This window comes from Streptomyces sp. NPDC000983 (assembly GCF_040299205.1).
Lineage (GTDB): Bacteria > Actinomycetota > Actinomycetes > Streptomycetales > Streptomycetaceae > Streptomyces.
The window spans coordinates 12,943-30,722 of record NZ_JBEPBM010000058.1; the positions used below are offsets into that span (position 1 = coordinate 12,943).

At 71.8% G+C, this 17,780-nt stretch carries 16 protein-coding genes; 9 read left to right on the forward strand and 7 right to left on the reverse strand.

Annotation, left to right across the window (positions count from 1 at the left end; translation table 11 throughout):
- Positions 1 to 51: 51 nt before the first annotated feature.
- Complete coding sequence (locus ABT296_RS35420; protein ID WP_351933689.1) at positions 52 to 978, reverse strand: HAD family hydrolase; 927 nt, start codon at positions 976 to 978, stop codon at positions 52 to 54.
- A gap of 161 nt (positions 979 to 1,139) precedes the next feature.
- Here ABT296_RS35420 and ABT296_RS35425 point away from each other — a divergent pair, with 161 nt between their 5' ends.
- The 5 genes from ABT296_RS35425 to ABT296_RS35445 all read left to right on the forward strand — a co-directional run bounded on the left by ABT296_RS35425 (position 1,140) and on the right by ABT296_RS35445 (position 6,893).
- Positions 1,140 to 1,433, forward strand: a complete 294-nt coding sequence (locus ABT296_RS35425) for a glutaredoxin family protein (RefSeq protein ID WP_502977405.1) — start codon at positions 1,140 to 1,142, stop codon at positions 1,431 to 1,433.
- Between the two features lie 285 nt (positions 1,434 to 1,718).
- Positions 1,719 to 2,483, forward strand: coding sequence for a redox-sensing transcriptional repressor Rex (locus ABT296_RS35430; protein WP_351933693.1), 765 nt, complete (start codon positions 1,719 to 1,721; stop codon positions 2,481 to 2,483).
- Positions 2,480 to 4,240, forward strand: coding sequence for a glutamyl-tRNA reductase (locus ABT296_RS35435; RefSeq protein ID WP_351933695.1), 1,761 nt, complete (start codon positions 2,480 to 2,482; stop codon positions 4,238 to 4,240). The genes ABT296_RS35430 and ABT296_RS35435 overlap by 4 nt, the downstream gene beginning before the upstream one ends.
- A complete protein-coding gene (gene hemC / locus ABT296_RS35440) occupies positions 4,237 to 5,196 on the forward strand; it encodes a hydroxymethylbilane synthase (RefSeq protein ID WP_351933697.1) in 960 nt (319 codons plus the stop codon). The genes ABT296_RS35435 and hemC overlap by 4 nt, the downstream gene beginning before the upstream one ends.
- The gene (locus tag ABT296_RS35445) at positions 5,193 to 6,893 is read left to right on the forward strand and encodes a bifunctional uroporphyrinogen-III C-methyltransferase/uroporphyrinogen-III synthase (RefSeq protein ID WP_351933699.1); all 1,701 of its coding nucleotides are present in this window, start codon (positions 5,193 to 5,195) and stop codon (positions 6,891 to 6,893) included. Before hemC ends, ABT296_RS35445 begins: the two co-directional genes overlap by 4 nt.
- A gap of 27 nt (positions 6,894 to 6,920) precedes the next feature.
- Here the strand turns inward: ABT296_RS35445 and ABT296_RS35450 are convergent, their stop codons facing one another.
- Both ABT296_RS35450 and ABT296_RS35455 read right to left on the reverse strand, forming a co-directional pair.
- Positions 6,921 to 7,142, reverse strand: a complete 222-nt coding sequence (locus tag ABT296_RS35450) for a DUF397 domain-containing protein (protein WP_351933701.1) — start codon at positions 7,140 to 7,142, stop codon at positions 6,921 to 6,923.
- Positions 7,139 to 7,975, reverse strand: coding sequence for a helix-turn-helix domain-containing protein (locus ABT296_RS35455; RefSeq protein ID WP_351933703.1), 837 nt, complete (start codon positions 7,973 to 7,975; stop codon positions 7,139 to 7,141). Before ABT296_RS35455 ends, ABT296_RS35450 begins: the two co-directional genes overlap by 4 nt.
- Positions 7,976 to 8,106: 131 nt before the next feature.
- Here ABT296_RS35455 and hemB point away from each other — a divergent pair, with 131 nt between their 5' ends.
- Positions 8,107 to 9,099 (forward strand): porphobilinogen synthase, encoded by a 993-nt coding sequence (gene hemB, locus ABT296_RS35460; protein ID WP_351933705.1) that lies wholly within the window; start codon positions 8,107 to 8,109, stop codon positions 9,097 to 9,099.
- 11 nt (positions 9,100 to 9,110) lie between these two features.
- Here the strand turns inward: hemB and ABT296_RS35465 are convergent, their stop codons facing one another.
- Complete coding sequence (locus ABT296_RS35465) at positions 9,111 to 9,806, reverse strand: DUF4232 domain-containing protein (protein WP_351933707.1); 696 nt, start codon at positions 9,804 to 9,806, stop codon at positions 9,111 to 9,113.
- A 181-nt stretch (positions 9,807 to 9,987) separates the two neighbouring features.
- Here ABT296_RS35465 and ABT296_RS35470 point away from each other — a divergent pair, with 181 nt between their 5' ends.
- Entirely contained in the window at positions 9,988 to 11,289 is a 1,302-nt protein-coding gene (locus tag ABT296_RS35470; RefSeq protein WP_351933709.1) for a helix-turn-helix domain-containing protein, read from the forward strand.
- Here the strand turns inward: ABT296_RS35470 and ABT296_RS35475 are convergent.
- The gene (locus tag ABT296_RS35475) at positions 11,241 to 11,420 is read right to left on the reverse strand and encodes a hypothetical protein (protein WP_351933711.1); all 180 of its coding nucleotides are present in this window, start codon (positions 11,418 to 11,420) and stop codon (positions 11,241 to 11,243) included. The genes ABT296_RS35470 and ABT296_RS35475 overlap by 49 nt on opposite strands.
- A 258-nt stretch (positions 11,421 to 11,678) precedes the next feature.
- Here ABT296_RS35475 and ABT296_RS35480 point away from each other — a divergent pair, with 258 nt between their 5' ends.
- Positions 11,679 to 12,902 (forward strand): aminotransferase-like domain-containing protein, encoded by a 1,224-nt coding sequence (locus ABT296_RS35480; RefSeq protein WP_351933713.1) that lies wholly within the window; start codon positions 11,679 to 11,681, stop codon positions 12,900 to 12,902.
- Between the two features lie 27 nt (positions 12,903 to 12,929).
- Here ABT296_RS35480 and argS read toward each other — a convergent pair whose 3' ends face one another.
- Complete coding sequence (argS, locus tag ABT296_RS35485; RefSeq protein WP_351933715.1) at positions 12,930 to 14,684, reverse strand: arginine--tRNA ligase; 1,755 nt, start codon at positions 14,682 to 14,684, stop codon at positions 12,930 to 12,932.
- Positions 14,685 to 14,913: 229 nt separating this feature from the next.
- On the opposite strand from argS, the gene lysS reads away from it, so the two are divergent.
- Positions 14,914 to 16,656, forward strand: a complete 1,743-nt coding sequence (gene lysS / locus ABT296_RS35490) for a lysine--tRNA ligase (protein WP_351933717.1) — start codon at positions 14,914 to 14,916, stop codon at positions 16,654 to 16,656.
- 104 nt (positions 16,657 to 16,760) lie between these two features.
- On the opposite strand, the gene ABT296_RS35495 is transcribed toward lysS, so the two are convergent.
- Positions 16,761 to 17,780: DUF2637 domain-containing protein (locus ABT296_RS35495; RefSeq protein WP_351933719.1), on the reverse strand; the 1,020-nt coding region annotated here is incomplete at its 5' end.

Sequence of the window (17,780 nt, forward strand, 5' to 3'; positions counted from 1 at the left end):
CCTGGTCCGGTACGGGGCCCGGCGCACCTGTGCCGGGCCCTCTCGCGCAGGTCAGCGCCGGCGCCTGCTCAGGGCGATGGCCGCGGCGGTGCCGCCGGCGACGGCGCCCACTCCGGCGGCGGCCGGGATGCCGACCTTCGCCGCCTTGCGGCCGGTGCGGTAGTCGCGCAGCCGCCAGTCCTGGTCCCGGGCGTGTCGGCGCAGCTTGGTGTCCGGGTTGATCGCGTAGGGGTGGCCGACCAGGGACAGCATCGGGATGTCGTTGTGGCTGTCGCTGTAGGCGGCGCAGCGCGAGAGGTCCAGGCCCTCGCCGGAGGCCAGGGCGCGGACCGCCTCGGCCTTGGCCGGGCCGTGCAGGGGCTCGCCGACCAGCTTGCCGGTGTAGACGCCGTCGACCGACTCGGCGACGGTGCCCAGGGCGCCCGTCAGTCCGAGGCGGCGGGCGATGACCTGGGCGATCTCCACCGGGGCCGCCGTGACGAGCCACACCTTCTGGCCCGCGTCGAGGTGGGCCTGGGCCAGGGCGCGGGTGCCGGGCCAGATCCGCTCGGCCATGTACTCGTCGTAGATCTCCTCGCCGATGGACTGCAGCTCGGCGACGCGGTGGCCCTTGACGATGGACAGGGCGGAGTCCCGGGCGTCCTGCATGTGCTCGGGGTCCTCGATGCCGGCCAGCCGGAACCAGGCCTGCTGCCAGGCGAACCGGGCCAGGTCGCGGGTCTCGAAGAACTTCCGCTTGTACAGGCCGCGGCCGAAGTGGAAGATCGCGGCGCCCTGCATGACGGTGTTGTCGAGGTCGAAGAAGGCGGCGGCCCGGTCGTCGCCGAGCACCGGGAATTCCGGTTCGGCTTCGGGCGGGGACTCCGGTACGGCTTCGGGTACCGACTTGCGCGCGGCCTCCGCCGAGGCCTCGCCTGCCAACACGCTCCGCGCCGTGGCGGAGCGCCTACGGGGAGTGAGCCATCCGAGAGCGGCCATGGCGTGAGCATAGCCATTCCGTTCGGTGCAACCGGAGTCGAGAGGTTTGGAGGCTGTGAACTCTCCGCGACCGTGTCGTTAAAGAACTGACCCGGTCGGGGCGTCGTCCCCGCGTTCCCGGGGGGTTACGGCGGGTACCCGGAATCCCCCGGCGCGCGAGAATGGCCGACATGAGTCCCATCTTTCGCCGTAAGCGGGTCACGCCACCCGGGGAGCGGCTGGTCACCCTGATCCGCAAGCCCGGCTGTCATCTGTGTGATGACGCACAGTCGGTGATCGAGAGGGTGTGCGCGGATCTGGGCGTCCCCTGGGAGCAGAAGGACATCTCCCAGGACCCCCAACTCCACGACCAGTACTGGGAACAGATCCCCGTCGTCCTCGTCGACGGAGAGCAGCACACCTTCTGGCGGGTGGACGAGCGACGCCTGCGTTCCGCGCTTTCCGGTACTGACTGAGCAGTCCAACTTGCGGGGAAACTGACTTAGGATCGTCGGCGAACTGGTCTCGGGGGCGGGGATCGTTGAGGAGAGTGTGCGGTTTTGCCCCCAAGACAACAGGAGCGATGGTGCCTGAGCACCGGTTCCGCGTCAGCGTGCCGGGGGCGCGTGACCCCGGTCACGTTGGCCGGGCAAATCGGACACCATCTTTGTGCACGCGTTCACAAAGACATAGCCTGCATTCGACGGGGCGGTCTGGGGACGCATGACCGCCTGCAGCCCCGCTCTACCCGCAGGAGCACCGTGGCAACTGGCCGAACTCACCGACCGGCGACCCGTAGCCGAGGGATTCCCGAGGCCACCGTCGCCAGGCTTCCGCTGTACCTCCGCGCGCTGACCGCACTGTCGGAGCGCTCGGTGCCCACGGTCTCCTCCGAGGAGCTCGCGGCCGCCGCGGGGGTCAACTCCGCGAAGCTGCGCAAGGACTTCTCCTACCTGGGCTCCTACGGGACGCGCGGTGTGGGGTACGACGTCGAGTATCTCGTGTACCAGATCTCCCGTGAACTGGGGCTCACCCAGGACTGGCCGGTTGTGATCGTCGGTATCGGCAACCTCGGCGCCGCCCTGGCCAACTACGGCGGCTTCGCCTCGCGTGGCTTCCGGGTCGCGGCGCTGATCGACGCCGATCCCGCGATGGCCGGAAAGCCCGTCGCCGGGATGCCCGTGCAGCACACCGACGACCTCGAGCGGATCATCGAGGACAACGGCGTGTCCATCGGTGTCATCGCCACTCCGGCCGGTGCCGCGCAGCAGGTGTGCGAGCGGCTGGTCGCGGCCGGGGTGACCTCCATCCTGAACTTCGCGCCGACCGTGCTGAACGTTCCCGACGGGGTCGACGTGCGCAAGGTCGACCTCTCCATCGAGCTGCAGATCCTCGCCTTCCACGAGCAGCGCAAGGCCGGCGAGGAGGCCGCGGCCGCCGAGAGCGCCGCCCCGGCCGCCGCCGTGCGCGGCGAGTCCGGTGACAAGGGACCCGACGGGGACGTACCCGCCGTGATGCCGGCATGAGTCTCCTCGTCGTGGGTCTCAGCCACCGCAGCGCTCCGGTGAGCGTGCTGGAGCGGGCCGCGCTGGGTGCGGACGCCCAGGTCAAGCTCCTCCAGGACACGGTCGCCGCCGAGCCGGCCGCCGAGGCGGCGGTGCTGGCCACCTGCAACCGGATCGAGCTGTACGCCGACGTGGACAAGTTCCATGCCGGGGTCGCCGAACTGTCGACGCTGCTCGCTCAGCACAGTGGTGTGGGGCTCGACGAGCTGACGCCCTACCTGTACGTGCATTACGAGGACCGGGCCGTCCACCATCTGTTCTCGGTGGCCTGCGGGCTGGACTCCATGGTCGTCGGTGAGGGGCAGATCCTCGGGCAGATCAAGGACTCGCTGGCTCGGGCGCAGGATCTGCACACCGCCGGGCGGCTGCTGAACGATCTCTTTCAGCAGGCGCTGCGGGTCGGTAAGCGGGCGCACTCCGAGACCGGGATCGATCGGGCGGGGCAGTCGCTGGTCACGTTCGGGCTCGAGCAGCTCGCCCGGGGTGCGCAGGTGCCGGACTGGGCGCGCGGCAAGAAGGCGCTGGTCATCGGCGCCGGTTCGATGTCCTCCCTGGCCGCGGCGACGCTCGCGCGGGCCGGGGTGGCCGAGATCGTGATCGCCAACCGCACGCCCGACCGGGCCGAACGGCTCGTGGAGATCCTCCGCGAGGGCGGGGCGGTTGCCCGTCCGGTGTCGATGGACTCGGTGTCCGATGAACTGACACGTGCCGATGTCGTCGTGTCCTGTACCGGGGCCACGGGGCTGGTGCTCGGGGCGGAATCCGTTGCGGCGGCGTTGGCTGGGCGTGCGGGGGTTGCGCAGCCCGGCGCTGACGGGGTGCTGCCTGCGCCCACCCGTGCCGCCCAAGCGGCACGACTGCCCGCAGGCTATGTGGGTGGGGACGCGGGGACCGGCGCTGACGGGGTGCAGGCTGGGCCGACCACGAATGCTCGCAGTTTGACGGGTGGGGTCGGGGACGAGGAGAACTGTCCTCTCGATCTTGCCGCTGTGCCGACCGGCTTCTCCGTTATGGGGGAAGAGGCCGTGGCCGGGATGGATGCCGCCACGCTTGAGCAGCATGCGGCTTGGGTGGACAACGGGATTCCTCGGCCTTACCGGCCGGGGGACGAGGCCGAGGCCATTGCCGCGCTCGCTGCCGCTGTCGCCGCCGTGGGGCGGATTCCCGAGCGGCGTCGGCCCGAGGCCGTCGTCGAGGCGGCGCGGCCCGAGCCTGTGCTGTTCCTGCTCGATCTCGCCATGCCGCGGGACATCGACGCCGCCGTGCACCGGCTGGCCGGGGTGCGGCTGGTCGACATCGAGTCGCTCGCCGACGCCTCGGCGAACGCCCCGATGGCGGCCGACGTCGACCAGGTCCGCCGTATCGTCTCCGACGAGGTCGCCGCTTTCGGCGCCGCGCTGCGGGCGGCGCACATCACGCCGACCGTGGTCGCGCTGCGCACCATGGCCGCGGACGTCGTGGCCGGGGAGATCGCCCGGCTCGAAGGGCGGCTGCCCGGTCTCGACGACAAGCACCGCAGCGAGATCACCCAGACCGTGAAGCGCGTGGTGGACAAGCTCCTGCACGCGCCGACCGTACGGGTCAAGCAGCTCGCCGCCGAACCCGGCGGCGCCGGGTACGCGGACGCGCTGCGGACCCTGTTCGACCTCGATCCCGAGACGGTGGCCGCCGTCTCCCGGGCCGAGGACAGCACCGAGAAGGACCGAGGGCCGGCATGAAAGACAAGGCACTGAGGCTCGGGACCCGGCGGAGCAAGCTCGCCATGGCCCAGTCCGGGCAGGTGGCGGACGCCGTGAGCCAGGTGACCGGACGGCCCGTCGAGCTCGTCGAGATCACCACGTACGGCGACGTCTCCCGGGAGTCGCTCGCGCAGATCGGCGGCACGGGCGTCTTCGTCACCGCGCTGCGCGACGCGCTGCTGCGCGGCGAGGTCGACTTCGCCGTGCACTCCCTGAAGGACCTGCCGACGACGCAGCCCGAGGAGCTCGCACTGGCCGCCGTGCCGCTGCGCGAGGACCCGCGGGACGTGATCGTCGCCCGGGACGCGCTGAAGTTCACCGACCTGCCCCGCGGGGCGCGCATCGGTACGGGTTCGCCGCGCCGCATGGCACAGCTCAACGCGTACGCCCGCGCCCACGGCCTGGACATCGAGACGGTCCCGATCCGCGGCAACGTCGACACCCGCATCGCGTTCGTCCACGACGGGGAGCTGGACGCGGTCGTACTCGCCGCGGCCGGCCTGAACCGCATCGGCCGGAGCGACGAGGTGACCGACTTCCTGTCGGTCGACACGGTTCTGCCCGCCCCCGGCCAGGGGGCCCTGGCGATCGAGTGCACCGCGGACAACGCGGACCTGATCGCCGCGCTCGGTGAGCTCGACGACCCGTTCACACGGGCCGCCGTGACCGCCGAGCGAGCCCTGCTCGCCGCCCTGGAAGCCGGCTGCAGCGCCCCCGTGGGCGCGCTGGCCGACCTTCTGGCCGACGGGCAGATTGTCAAGGAAATGCGCCTGCGCGGCGTCGTCGGCACCACCGACGGCTCGCGCACGGTGCAGCTGTCCACCACCGGTCCCGTGCCCGAGACGCACGACCAGGCGCTTGCGCTCGGTCGCGAACTCGCCACCGAGATGCTCGCGCAGGGCGCGGCCGGTCTGATGGGGGAGCGAGCACAGTGAGCCCCACCACCCTTTCCGCCGGCCTCGAACACGGTCACGTCACCTTCCTCGGTGCCGGACCCGGGGATCCGGGACTGCTGACTCTGCGCGCCGTGGAGGCGCTGGCGAACGCGGACGTTCTCGTCGCCGAGCACGAGGTGCTCGACGTCGTTCGCGTCCACGCCAGGTCGGGCGTCGCCGTCGTGGACACGGATCCCTCGTCGGATCCGGATCCGGGCGCAGGCACGCCTCAGCTGGCGGTCGTTGACGGCTCGTCAACAACCGTTGGGGCACCCGCCGCGCGGGATGCCGCACATCTTGTCATGGAGGCCGCGCGGGGCGGCAGGCGGGTCGTGCGTGCGGTGTCCGGGGACCCCGGACTCGACGCCTACGCCGCCGAGGAGATGCTGGCGTGCGCCGCCGCCGGGGTGCCCTTCGAGGTCGTCCCCGGGGTCGCGGCCGCCGTCGGTGTGCCCGCCTACGCCGGTGTGCCGCTGCGTGACGCGCAGGGCGCGGACGTGCGGTTCGTCGACGCCCGTACGGCTTCCGACCGGTGCTGGACGGAGGTGGGTGCCTCGGACGGGACGGTGGTCGTCTCCACCAGCCTCGACTCCGTGGCCGCCGCCGCCGGCGAGCTGGTCGCCGCGGGCCGCAAGCCGGACACCCCGCTGACGGTCACCGTCGCCGGTACGACCACCCGGCAGCGGACCTGGACCGCGACGCTCGGCACCATCGCGCAGACGCTGAAGCAGGCCAAGGTGCTGCCGTCGCCGGAGGGCGGCCGGCCGGTCATAGCCGTGGTCGGTGAGCGGTCCGCCTCGGCTCAGCGTGAGCAGCTCTCGTGGTTCGAGTCCAAGCCGCTGTTCGGCTGGCGGGTGCTCGTGCCGCGCACCAAGGAGCAGGCGGCCTCGCTCTCCGACCAGCTCCGGTCCTACGGCGCGGTGCCGCACGAGGTGCCGACCATCGCCGTCGAACCGCCGCGCACACCCCAGCAGATGGAGCGCGCGGTCAAGGGCCTGGTCACCGGCCGCTACGAGTGGATCGCCTTCACCTCGGTCAACGCCGTCAAGGCGGTGCGGGAGAAGTTCGAGGAGTACGGGCTCGACGCGCGCGCCTTCGCCGGCATCAAGGTCGCCGCGGTCGGCGAGCAGACCGCCAACGCGCTGATCGCGTTCGGTGTGAAGCCCGACCTGGTGCCGTCCGGCGAGCAGTCCGCCGCAGGTCTGCTGGAGGACTGGCCGCCCTACGACCCGGTCTTCGACCCGATCGACCGGGTGTTCCTGCCGCGTGCCGACATCGCCACGGAGACCCTGGTCGCCGGGCTGATCGAACTCGGCTGGGAGGTGGACGACGTCACGGCCTACCGGACCGTGCGGGCGTCGCCTCCTCCGGCGGAGACCCGGGAGGCGATCAAGGGCGGCGGCTTCGACGCGGTGCTCTTCACGTCGTCCTCGACCGTGCGCAACCTCGTCGGCATCGCCGGCAAGCCGCACAACGTCACCGTGATCGCCTGTATCGGCCCGGCCACCGCGAAGACCGCCGAGGAGCACGGGCTGCGGGTGGACGTGATGGCTCCCGAGCCGTCCGTGCACAAGCTGGCCGAGGCGCTCGCGGACTTCGGCGCCCGGCGCCGGGCCTCGGCCCTGGAGGCCGGCGACCCGGTCACCCGGCCCAGCGAACGCCGGCCGGGGGCCCGCAGACGCCGGTCCACGACCTGACCCCGCCGCGGTTTCGGGGCCCGCTCCCTATACGGGGGCGGGCCCTTCGCATGCCGCCGCGTACGGCAGGAACGCCGCCCAGGTGGCGGGGGTGAGGGTGAGACGGGGGCCGTCGGGGTTCTTCGAGTCGCGGACCAACACCTGCTCGGTGGTGGCCATTTCGAGGCAGTCGGGGCCTTCGTCCGTGCTGTAGCTGCTCTTTATCCACTCGGGAGCGGAACCGGGTTCGCCGTGGAGCCTGCGGGTCATGTCTCTCCCAGCACTTTCTCGATGAGGGCCGTCGACTCTCTCGGGTCGAGGGCTTGTGCCCGGATGGTCCCATAGCGCATGTCGAGCAGCTGAACCTCCTTCGGATCCGCGATCACCCGGCTGACGTGCTGGACCTCGACATGGCCGACGGTGCTGCCGTCCCTGAGCCTGAGCAGTCTGAACGAACCGGCCAGGCCGGAGTTCACCTCGCGGCTCACCGGGAGCACCTGAAGGTCGATGTTGCGGAACTCGGCCACCTCCAGCAGCCGTTCCAGCTGTTGGCGCATCACCGCCTTGCCACCGATGGGCCGCAGGAGCGTCGACTCGCACTGGACGAAACTGAAGAACGGCCGGGCCGTCGCCTCGTCAAAGATCTTCTGACGGGAGAGGCGGGCCGTCAGCCGCTGCTCCAACTCTTCCGCGCTGAAGGGGGGCCGACGCCCGCCGAAGACGGCGCTCGCGTACTCGTGCGTCTGCAACAGCCCGTGGATCACCGAGTTGTTGTACGCGCACAGCTCGACGGCCTCGCCCTCCAGCCGTTTCAGGTCCCGCACCTTCTTCGGATACCGGACCTCCGCCAGGTCCTCCTTCAGCGCCGCGATCCTGCCCCCGGCGCCGAGGGCCTCGTCGGCGCGGTCCAGGTACTCGGGGCGGGGGATGCGCCGGCCCCGCTCCACCGCGGAGACCAGGTCCTCGCCGTAGCCGATGGCCGCCGCCAGTTCGGCCTGGGTGAGGCCGGACGCCTCGCGCCACAGCCTCAACTGCCGTTGGACGGCCCGCAGCAGGGCGCCCGCCTCCTCGTCCGTCTCCGGACCCGCGTTCCCGTCGTTCACCCTCGCCGCCCTCCGCCGCCCGCCTGATCACAGGTTACGCAGATGGCGTCACGCTGAGTGAGGGATTCGGTGAACCGCTACCGACGGGCAGTCGGCAAAGGGGGTGCCGGGACGGGCGTAGCGTAGGTGGCATGACGACGTACGGATCCTTTCCCGGTACGCGACCCCGGCGGCTGCGTACCACCCCCGTCATGCGGCGCATGGTCGCCGAGACGCAGCTGCACCCGGCCGACTTCATCCTCCCGGCCTTCGTGCGGGAGGGCGTGAGCGAGCCCGTGCCGATCGGCGCGATGCCCGGCGTGGTCCAGCACACGCGGGACAGCCTGAAGAAGGCCGCCGCCGAGGCGGTCGAGGCGGGGATCTCCGGGATCATGCTCTTCGGTGTCCCCGAGGAGTCGAAGAAGGACGCCCTCGGTACGCCGGGGACCGACCCGGACGGCATCCTCCAGGTCGCCCTCCGGGACGTACGCGCCGAGGTCGGTGACGACCTGCTGGTCATGTCCGACCTCTGCCTCGACGAGACGACGGATCACGGGCACTGCGGGGTGCTGGACGCCGAGGGCCGGGTCGACAACGACGCCACCCTGGAGCGGTACGCCGAGATGGCCCAGGTGCAGGCCGACGCGGGCGCCCATGTCGTCGGGCCGAGCGGGATGATGGACGGGCAGATCGGGGTCGTGCGGGACGCGCTCGACCAGATCGGCCGCGAGGACGTCGCGATCCTCGCCTACACCGTGAAGTACGCCTCCGCCTTCTACGGCCCCTTCCGGGAGGCCGTCGGCTCCTCGCTGCGCGGGGACCGCAAGACGTACCAGCAGGATCCCGCCAACGTCCGGGACGCCATGCGGGAGCTGGCGCTGGACCTGGAGGAGGGCGCCGACATGGTGATGGTCAAGCCCGCCGGGCCCTACCTCGACGTCCTCGCCCGGGTCGTCGACGCCTGTGACGTGCCGGTCGCCGCCTACCAGATCTCCGGCGAGTACTCGATGATCGAGGCCGCCGCCGAGAAGGGCTGGATCGACCGGGACCGGGCGATCCTGGAGTCCCTCACCGGGATCAAGCGGGCCGGCGCGAAGAGCATCCTCACCTACTGGGCCACCGAAGTGGCCCAGAAGCTCGGCTAGTTCAGGACAGTTCAGTTCAGGGCGTCCTGCGGGTCCGTCTGCCAGTACGTCACCGTCAGGGTGCTGTCGTAGTACACGCCCTTCGCCGGCAGCGACGGGACCGCCGTGGCGCCGCCGGAGCTGTTCGGGGTCCTGCCCTGGAACGCGACCGTCAGCTTCTTCGCGGTCGTTCCGCCGTCGCCGCTGCCGTCGGCCGCGGCGAGCATGACGCCCGCGTAGCCGGAGTCACCGGGGGCGAGGGTCGGCACCGCCTGCGGCTTGCTGTCGGATCGCGCCTGCGGCGCCCACTGCATCTCGTCGAAGCGCAGCACCGGGTAGTACAGCAGCGAGCACGGCTTCGAGCCGGTGTTGGTGACCGTCAGCAGCATGTGGTTCAGCGGGCGGGACACCGTCTGCGCGGTGACCTTCGTGTTGGCCCCGTTGCAGACGACGGGGGTGGACGGGGCGGTGTCGTCGGCCGGGGGCGTCGCCTTGCCGTCCGAGTCGTTCGGCTGCTCCGGCTCCCCCGACTCCTTTGTCGGGGAAGGCTGTTCGGTCTTCGGCTGTTCGGACTGCCCGGGCTTCGCGGGCCGGGCGGTCGTGGACCGCGTCGGCTTGGCCGCGCCCTCGTCCTCGGTGCCCGTGCCGTTGTCGCACGCGGTCAGGGCGAGGGTCGCGAGGGCGGCGCCCGCGGCGGCGAGAAGGCGGGCGTGGCGGAAGGTGCGCATGGCTGGTTCCTGTTCCGTGTCGGAGGCTGTGCTGTGATCGGCACGAGCTTGTGGGATCTTTTGTCCCGGGCGCACCAGCCCTCGGGGGATACGGGACGATGGAACGCCCGCAGCATGTCCGACGTGCGGAAACGCCCTTCCCCTGGAACGCGGGAACGGGACGACGGGGGATGGGGGAACGGTGTCGCAGGGCACTTCGGAGGACGGGTTCGCCGCGCTGTTGCGGGAGTTGAAGGACCGTTCCGGGCTCAGCTACGGAGTGCTCGCCAAACGGCTGCACATGAGTACGTCCACGCTGCACCGGTACTGCAACGGGGACGCCGTACCGACGGACTACGCGCCCGTCGAGCGGCTGGCCCGGCTCTGCAAGGCCTCGCCCGAGGAGTTGGTGGAGCTGCACCGGCGGTGGGTGCTGGCGGACGCGGGGCGGGGGCGCAGGGGCGCGGCGGCGGAGCAGGCGCCGGAAGCCCTTCCGGGGACGGGAGTTGAGGGTGCGCCCGGCAAGGAGCAGGCGTCCGAAGCAGAGCAGGGACCGGACGCGGAACAGGAACCGGCCGCGGAGCAGGAACCGGCCGCCGCCCCCGGCCGGACCCGACGCCGTACCGTCGCCCTCGCGGGCGTGGCGCTCGCCGCCGTCCTCGCCGGGGTCGCCTTCGCCGTGAACCCCCTCTCCGGGGAGGGCGAGCGGAGCGACACCGCCGACGGCCGGCACAGCCCCGTGGGTGCGGCGACCTCCGGCCGGACCTCCGCCTCGCCGACCGGGACGACCGAGTCGGCCGGGAAGCCCAGCTCCTCCGCGTCGCCCTCCGGGAGCGCCCGCGCGACGGAGAAGAACACCCCGTCCGCGTCCGCCTCCCCGAGCCGTACGAGTGGCGGCGAGGACGCGGCGGCGCCGCTGACCGTCACGACCCGGCCCTACGCGTGGGAAGACCCCTGCTCCCAGCACTACTTGATCGACCGTCAGGCCGCGAAGGTGTCCCCGCCGCCGTTCGAGCCCGAGGCGCCCGCGTGGATCGCGGCGCACGGGGCGGTGTCGGCCGACGAGCAACTGGTGACGCTGACCGTGCAGGGCGCCGGGGACGAGACCGTCGTGCTGGACAGCCTGACCGTGCGGGTCGTCGGCAAGGACACGCCGCTCGCCTGGAACGACTACGTCATGGGAGTCGGCTGCGGGGGCAACGTGCCGACCCGCCCCTTCACCGTCGCGCTCGACGCGGCCCGACCCGTCGTGGTGGCCGGCGCCGGGCAGCGCGACTTCCCGTTCTCCGTCAACGAGTCCGACCCGGAGGTCTTCCGGATCACCGCCGACGCCTCGGCGTACGACGTGCGCTGGTACCTGGTGCTGGCCTGGTCCAGCGGCGAGCGCAGCGGCAATCTCGTCATCGACGACGGGGGCGAGCCGTTCCGTACGAGCGGCAACAACGGCCGCCCGTCCTACGAGTTCCCGCTCGGTGCGGAGGGGTGGGGCCCGTCCGCCCAGTGAGGCGGCCGGACCTGCCCGGCGCCGCTCGACGGACCCTCGTCGCGCAGGCCCTCGCCGTCCTCGCAGCCGCTGAGCGCGCCGGTCAGCACGCCCGTCAGGAGGACGGCGGCGAGCAGGCGGGGTGCGGACATGGGCGGGCCCTTTCGGAGGCGGTTTCCGGGAGGGCCTCAGCGTGCGGGACCGGGCCGGGCCGTCGCCAGCAGTCGCCGGGGATTCGGGACGCTCACCCCGGCCCGGACGCGCTGACCTGCGGGAACGGCGTGTCCCGCGAAGGTGGGACGGGACGGCGGGCGGAGCCTGGGCGTCCGTATCGCGGAAACCTGCCTGTAGGCGCCACCTAGTTCTCTAGGGTGCGGGAAACAGCCGCACCACCTCCGAGGAGCCGCCACGTGACCGCCGTCGAGCCGCCGCTGTCCCGTCCCGCCCCCGCATCGGCGCCCGTGCCGCCGCTCGCCTCACGGGCGCGCTCCGTCGGCGGTTCGCCGGTACGGGACATCCTGGCCGTCACCGCACGCCCCGAGGTGATCAACTTCGCCGGCGGACTGCCCGCCCCGGAGCTCTTCGACGCGGCCGGGATCGCCGCCGCCTACCAGGCGGTCCTCACCGGGACACCCGCACAGGCCCTCCAGTACTCCACCACCGAGGGCGAACCGCGGCTGCGGGCCGCGCTCGCCGCCCGAACGACCGCCCGGGGCCTGGCCACCGACGCCGACGACATCCTCGTCACCACCGGATCCCAGCAGGCCCTGTCCCTGCTCGCGACCGCGCTGCTGGAGCCCGGCGACACCGTGCTCGTCGAGAACCCCTGCTACCTCGCCGCACTCCAGGCCTTCGCCTTCACCGGCGCGCGGGTCCTGCCGGTGCCCGGCGACGCGGACGGCGTCGACCCCGCCGCACTGGAGGAACTCGTCGTCGGCGAGCGGCCCAAACTGCTCTACACCGTGCCGACCTTCCAGAACCCCACCGGCCGGACCATGCCCGCCGCCCGCCGCGCCGCCGTCGCCGCCGTCGCCGCCCGGCACGGACTGTGGATCGTCGAGGACGACCCCTACGGCGAACTCCGCTTCGAGGGCGAACGCGTGCCCTGGATCGCCGCCCACCCGGGCGCCGAGGACCGCACCGTCCTGCTCGGCTCCTTCTCCAAGGTGATGGCGCCCGGTCTGCGGCTCGGCTGGCTGCGCGCACCGCAGGAGCTGCGCCGCGCCTGCGCCGTCGCCAAACAGGCCGCCGACCTGCACACCCCGACCGTCAACCAGCTCGCCGCCGCCCGCTACCTCGCCGACCAGGACCTCGACGCCCATGTCTCCCGGGTCGCCCGCGTCTACGGCGAGCGGCGCGACGCCATGCTCGCCGGCCTCGCCGACGCCCTCCCGGACGGCTCGACCTGGAACCGCCCCGAGGGCGGCATGTTCCTGTGGGCCAGGCTCCCCGACTCCTACGACACCGCGGCCCTGCTGCCGGAGGTCGTGCGCGAGGACGTCGCCTACGTCCCCGGCGCGCCCTTCCACGCCGGGGCCCCCGACTCCGCGACCCTGCGCCTGTGCTTCGTGACGGAGACCCCCGACCGCATCCGCGAGGGGCTGCGGAGGCTGGGTCGGGGGCTCAGGCCGTAACGGAGCGGAGCCGTTCGGGGGCGCGGGTCAGAGCCGCTCGGGGGTGCGGATTCCGAGCAGCGCCATTCCCTGGTGCAGGGTGCGGCCCGTCAGGTCGCACAGGAGCAGGCGGTTCTCCGCCACCTCCTGCGGCGGCTGCGGCTTGACCACCGGGCACTTGTCGTAGAACGACGTGAACAGCGACGCCAGTTGGTACAGGTACGCGGCCACCTTGTGCGGCGCGTACTCCGCCGACGCCTCGAAGACCGTGGCGCCGAACGCGTCCAGGTGCAGGCCCAGGGCCCGCTCCGCCTCGTGGAGTTCCAGCTCGGGGTGGGCCGCCGGGCCGATGTCGCCCGCCTTCCGCAGGATCGACCGGATACGGGCGTACGCGTACTGGAGGTACACGCTGGTGTCGCCGTTCAGCGACACCATCTGGTCCAGGTCGAACTTGTAGTCCCGGTTCGCCGACGTCGACAGGTCCGCGTACTTCACGGCGCCGATGCCGACCTGCGCGGCCCGCTCCTGGATCTCGTCCTCGGTGAGGTCCCGCGCCTTCTCCCGGACCACCTCGGCGGCCCGCTGCACGGCCTCGTCGAGCAGGTCCTCCAGCCGGACCGTCTCACCCGCACGCGTCTTGAACGGCTTGCCGTCGGCGCCGAGGACCGTGCCGTAACCCATGTTGTGCGCGGTCACGTCGTCGCTCAGCCAGCCCGCCCGGCGGGCCGTCTCGAAGACCATCCTGAAGTGCAGGGACTGACGCACGTCCACGACGTAGATCAGCGAGTCGGCGTGCAGGTCGGTCACCCGGTTCCGGATCGCCGTCAGGTCGGAGGCCGCGTAGCCGAAGCCGCCGTCCGCCTTCTGCACGATCAGCGGGACCGGCTGGTCGTCCTTGCCGCGGATCTCGTCGAAGAACACCACGAGCGCGCCCTCGGACCGCACGGCGACGCCCATCTCCTCCAGCATCCGGGCGGTCTCGGGCATGCCCTCGTTGTACGCGGACTCGCCGACGATCTCGTCGTCCCGGATCTCCATGTCGAGCTTCTCGAAGACCGAGTAGAAGTAGACCTTCGACTCGTCCACGAACCGCTGCCACAGGTCGAGGGTCTCCTTGTCGCCGGACTGGAGGGCGACGACCCGCTTACGGGCCCGCTCCTTGAACTCCTCGTCCGCGTCGAAGACCGCCCGGGACGCCTTGTAGACCCGGTTGAGGTTCGACATCGCCTGCTCGCCGTCGACCTCGTCCGCGGGGGCGAGGGTGCCGGGGTTCTCGATCAGGTACTGGATGAGCATCCCGAACTGGGTGCCCCAGTCGCCGATGTGGTGCCGGCCGAGCGTCCGCTCGCCGGTGAAGTCGAGCATGCCGCGCAGGGCGTCGCCGATCACCGCGGAGCGCAGGTGGCCGACGTGCATCTCCTTCGCCACGTTCGGCTGCGCGTAGTCGATGACCGTCAGGCCCGGGTTCCGCTTCAGCGGCACGCCGAGCCGGTCGTCGGCGGCGCGGGCGGCGAGGGTCTCGGTGATCGCGCGGTCGGCGACGGTGACGTTCAGGAAGCCGGGGCCGGAGACCTCCACGTCCTTGATGACGTCGCCGGTGACGATGTTGCCCACGACCTGGGTGGCCAGCTCCCTGGGGTTCGCCTTCGCCTTCTTGGCGAGCGCGAGGATGCCGTTGGCCTGGAAGTCGGCCCGGTCGCTACGTCGCAGCAGAGGGTCCGCGTCAGCCTCCGGCAGGGCGGCTGACAGGGCGGACGTGAGGCGCTGGTTGACGAGTTCGGTGAGCGACGTGACCGAGGCCATTAGGTGGGAGCCGTTCTCCTCGTGGGATTGATAGACGCGGTCAGTATCCCATGGGGGGCAAACCGAATTTCTCGGCAGCGAGCTCGGGTGGTGTGCTGTGCTGTGCCGTGTGCGGGCCCGGTGGGGGCTGGTCGCGCAGTTCCCCGCGCCCCTGTCTCGGCGGCTGCGCCGCCTAGACTTGGGTGCGCAGCCCTCTTGACCGTACTGGCTGCCCTGGAGAAAGAAGGACGTGCCGATCGTGGCTCTGAGCACCGAGACCACCGACTGGGTCTCCCGTTTCGCGGATGAGGTCATCGAGGAGTCGGAGCGTCGGTCCCCGGGGAAACCGGTCGTCGTCGCGTCCGGTCTGTCCCCCTCCGGACCCATCCACCTGGGCAACCTCCGCGAGGTCATGACGCCCCACCTCGTCGCCGACGAGATCCGGCGCCGCGGGCACCAGGTCCGGCACCTGATCTCCTGGGACGACTACGACCGCTACCGCAAGGTGCCGGCCGGGATCGCCGGCGTCGACGAGTCGTGGGCCGAGCACATCGGCAAGCCGCTGACCTCCGTCCCGGCGCCCAAGGGCTCCGCCCACCCGAACTGGTCCGAGCACTTCAAGGCCGCCATGGTCGAGTCCCTCGCCGAGCTGGGCGTGGAGTTCGACGGGATCAGCCAGACCGAGCAGTACACCACCGGGGTGTACCGCGAGCAGATCCTGCACGCCATGAAGCACCGCGGCGACATCGACGCCGTGCTCGCCCAGTACCGGACCAAGCCCAAGGGCGGCGCCAAGCAGTCGCAGAAGCCCGTCGACGAGGCCGAGCTGGAGGCCGCCGAGGGCTCCGGCGCGGCCGCCGAGGACGACGGCAGCTCCGGCTCGGCCGGGTACTTCCCGTACAAGCCGTACTGCGGCAACTGCGAGAAGGACCTCACCACGGTCACCTCCTACGAGGACGAGACCACCGAGCTGTCCTACACCTGCACCGCGTGCGGCTTCGCCGAGACCGTCCGGCTCAACGAGTTCAACCGCGGCAAGCTGGTCTGGAAGGTCGACTGGCCCATGCGCTGGGCCTACGAGGGCGTCGTCTTCGAGCCCAGCGGCGTCGACCACTCCTCGCCCGGGTCGTCGTTCCAGGTCGGCGGGCAGATCGTCGGGATCTTCGGCGGCAAGCAGCCGATCGGCCCGATGTACGCCTTCGTCGGCATCTCCGGGATGGCGAAGATGTCGTCGTCCCGGGGCGGGGTGCCCACGCCCGCGGACGCCCTGCAGATCATGGAGCCGCAGCTGCTGCGCTGGCTGTACGCCCGCCGCCGCCCCAACCAGTCCTTCAAGATCGCCTTCGACCAGGAGATCCAGCGGCTGTACGACGAGTGGGACAAGCTCGACGCGAAGGTCGCCGACGGCTCGGCCCTGCCGGCGGACGTCGCCGCGCACGCCCGCGCGGTGCGCACCGCCGCCGGTGAGCTGCCCCGCACGGCCCGGCCGATGCCGTACCGGACGCTCGCGTCCGTCGCCGACATCACCGCCGGCCACGAGGACCAGGCGCTGCGCATCCTGTCCGAGCTGGACCCGTCGAACCCGCTCGGCTCGCTGGACGAGGCCCGGCCGCGGTACGACAAGGCCGAGGCCTGGATCAACACGCACGTCCCCGCCGACCAGCGGACCATCGTGCGCGACGAGCCGGACGCCGAGCTGCTGAAGTCCCTCGACGAGGCGTCCCGGGAATCCCTGCGGCTGCTGCTCGACGGACTCGCCGCGCACTGGTCGCTGGACGGGCTGACCCACCTCGTCTACGGCGTGCCCAAGGTGCAGGCCGGGTTCTCCGCGGACGCCACGCCCAAGGAGCTGCCGCCGGAGATCAAGACGGCCCAGCGGACGTTCTTCGCGCTGCTGTACCACCTGCTCGTCGGCCGGGACACGGGACCGCGTCTGCCCACGCTGCTGCTGGCGGTGGGGCAGGAACGGGTGCGGGCCCTGCTCGGGGAGTAGGCGGTACGTCCGTCCGTACGAAGAAGGGGCCCTCGGGATCGAGGGCCCCTTCTTCTGTGCCTTGAGCTAATGCGGCTCAGGCTTGTGCCTCAAGCATCTGCGGCTCAGGCGATGTGGTCCTCTTCGAGCTGCTCCGAGTGGCGCTTCTGGAAGCGTTCCGCGAGGGTCTTCAGCTCGCTGGGGCTCAGGGTCGTCCCGTAGGTCGCCTGGATGTTGTCGCCCAGGACGCGGGGCGTGGGGTAGCTGCCGTCGATCGACTGACGGAAGACCTGGTAGTACGCCTCCTCGTCCGGCTCCGGGTTGCCGCCGCCCTCACCGAGTTCGCGGGTGCGGCCGGGGGCCACCGGGATGGGGAAGCTGCCGGTCTCCTCCGGGGAGGGCTCCGTGACCGGGGGCTCCTCCTCGTGCCACTCGTCGTAGCCCGGGTCGTACGTGGGGTCGTACGCGGGGTCGTAGCCGCCGTGGTACTCGATCTGCTCGGGGTGCCTGGCGTGCAGCCAGGGGCTTTCCTCGGGCTCGGGGCTGTAGTCGTAGGGCCCGGGGTACGGGCCGCCGACGAGTTCGGGGCGCTGCTCGGCGGGAGGCGCCGCCGCGCCCACCCGTGCCGCCCCGGCGGCACGACTGCCCGCGTCCGGGTCCACCGGGGGCAGGACCGCCGGTTCTATGCCCGCCGCGGCCAGGCCCGCCGGGGCCGTCTCCGCGAGCGGGACGCCGTAGCGGGCCAGGCGCAGCGGCATCAGGGACTCCACCGGGGCCTTGCGGCGCCAGGAGCGGCCGAAGCGGGAGCGCAGCCGGGCCTGGTAGACCAGGCGCTCCTGCTCCAGCTTGATGACCTGCTCGTAGGAGCGCAGTTCCCACAGTTTCATCCGGCGCCACAGCAGGAACGTCGGGACCGGGCTGAGCATCCAGCGGGTGAGCCGGACGCCCTCCATGTGCTTGTCCGCGGTGATGTCCGCGATCCGGCCGACCGCGTGCCGGGCCGCCTCCACGGCGACCACGAACAGGATCGGGATCACCGAGTGCATGCCCACGCCCAGCGGGTCCGGCCAGGCCGCCGCGCCGTTGAAGGCGATGGTGGCGGCCGTCAGCAGCCAGGCCGTCTGGCGCAGCAGCGGGAACGGGAT

What these genes read in the sequence shown, in the direction of transcription:
- ABT296_RS35435 (WP_351933695.1), top strand. Translation starts at nt 2,480, where the DNA reads ATGAGTCTCCTCGTCGTGGGTCTCAGCCACCGCAGCGCTCCGGTGAGC.
- ABT296_RS35425 (WP_502977405.1), top strand. Translation starts at nt 1,140, where the DNA reads ATGGCCGACATGAGTCCCATCTTTCGCCGTAAGCGGGTCACGCCACCC.
- ABT296_RS35465 (WP_351933707.1), bottom strand. Translation starts at nt 9,806, where the DNA reads ATGCGCACCTTCCGCCACGCCCGCCTTCTCGCCGCCGCGGGCGCCGCC.
- ABT296_RS35475 (WP_351933711.1), bottom strand. Translation starts at nt 11,420, where the DNA reads ATGTCCGCACCCCGCCTGCTCGCCGCCGTCCTCCTGACGGGCGTGCTG.
- hemB (WP_351933705.1), top strand. Translation starts at nt 8,107, where the DNA reads ATGACGACGTACGGATCCTTTCCCGGTACGCGACCCCGGCGGCTGCGT.
- ABT296_RS35450 (WP_351933701.1), bottom strand. Translation starts at nt 7,142, where the DNA reads ATGACCCGCAGGCTCCACGGCGAACCCGGTTCCGCTCCCGAGTGGATA.
- ABT296_RS35420 (WP_351933689.1), bottom strand. Translation starts at nt 978, where the DNA reads ATGGCCGCTCTCGGATGGCTCACTCCCCGTAGGCGCTCCGCCACGGCG.
- argS (WP_351933715.1), bottom strand. Translation starts at nt 14,684, where the DNA reads ATGGCCTCGGTCACGTCGCTCACCGAACTCGTCAACCAGCGCCTCACG.
- hemC (WP_351933697.1), top strand. Translation starts at nt 4,237, where the DNA reads ATGAAAGACAAGGCACTGAGGCTCGGGACCCGGCGGAGCAAGCTCGCC.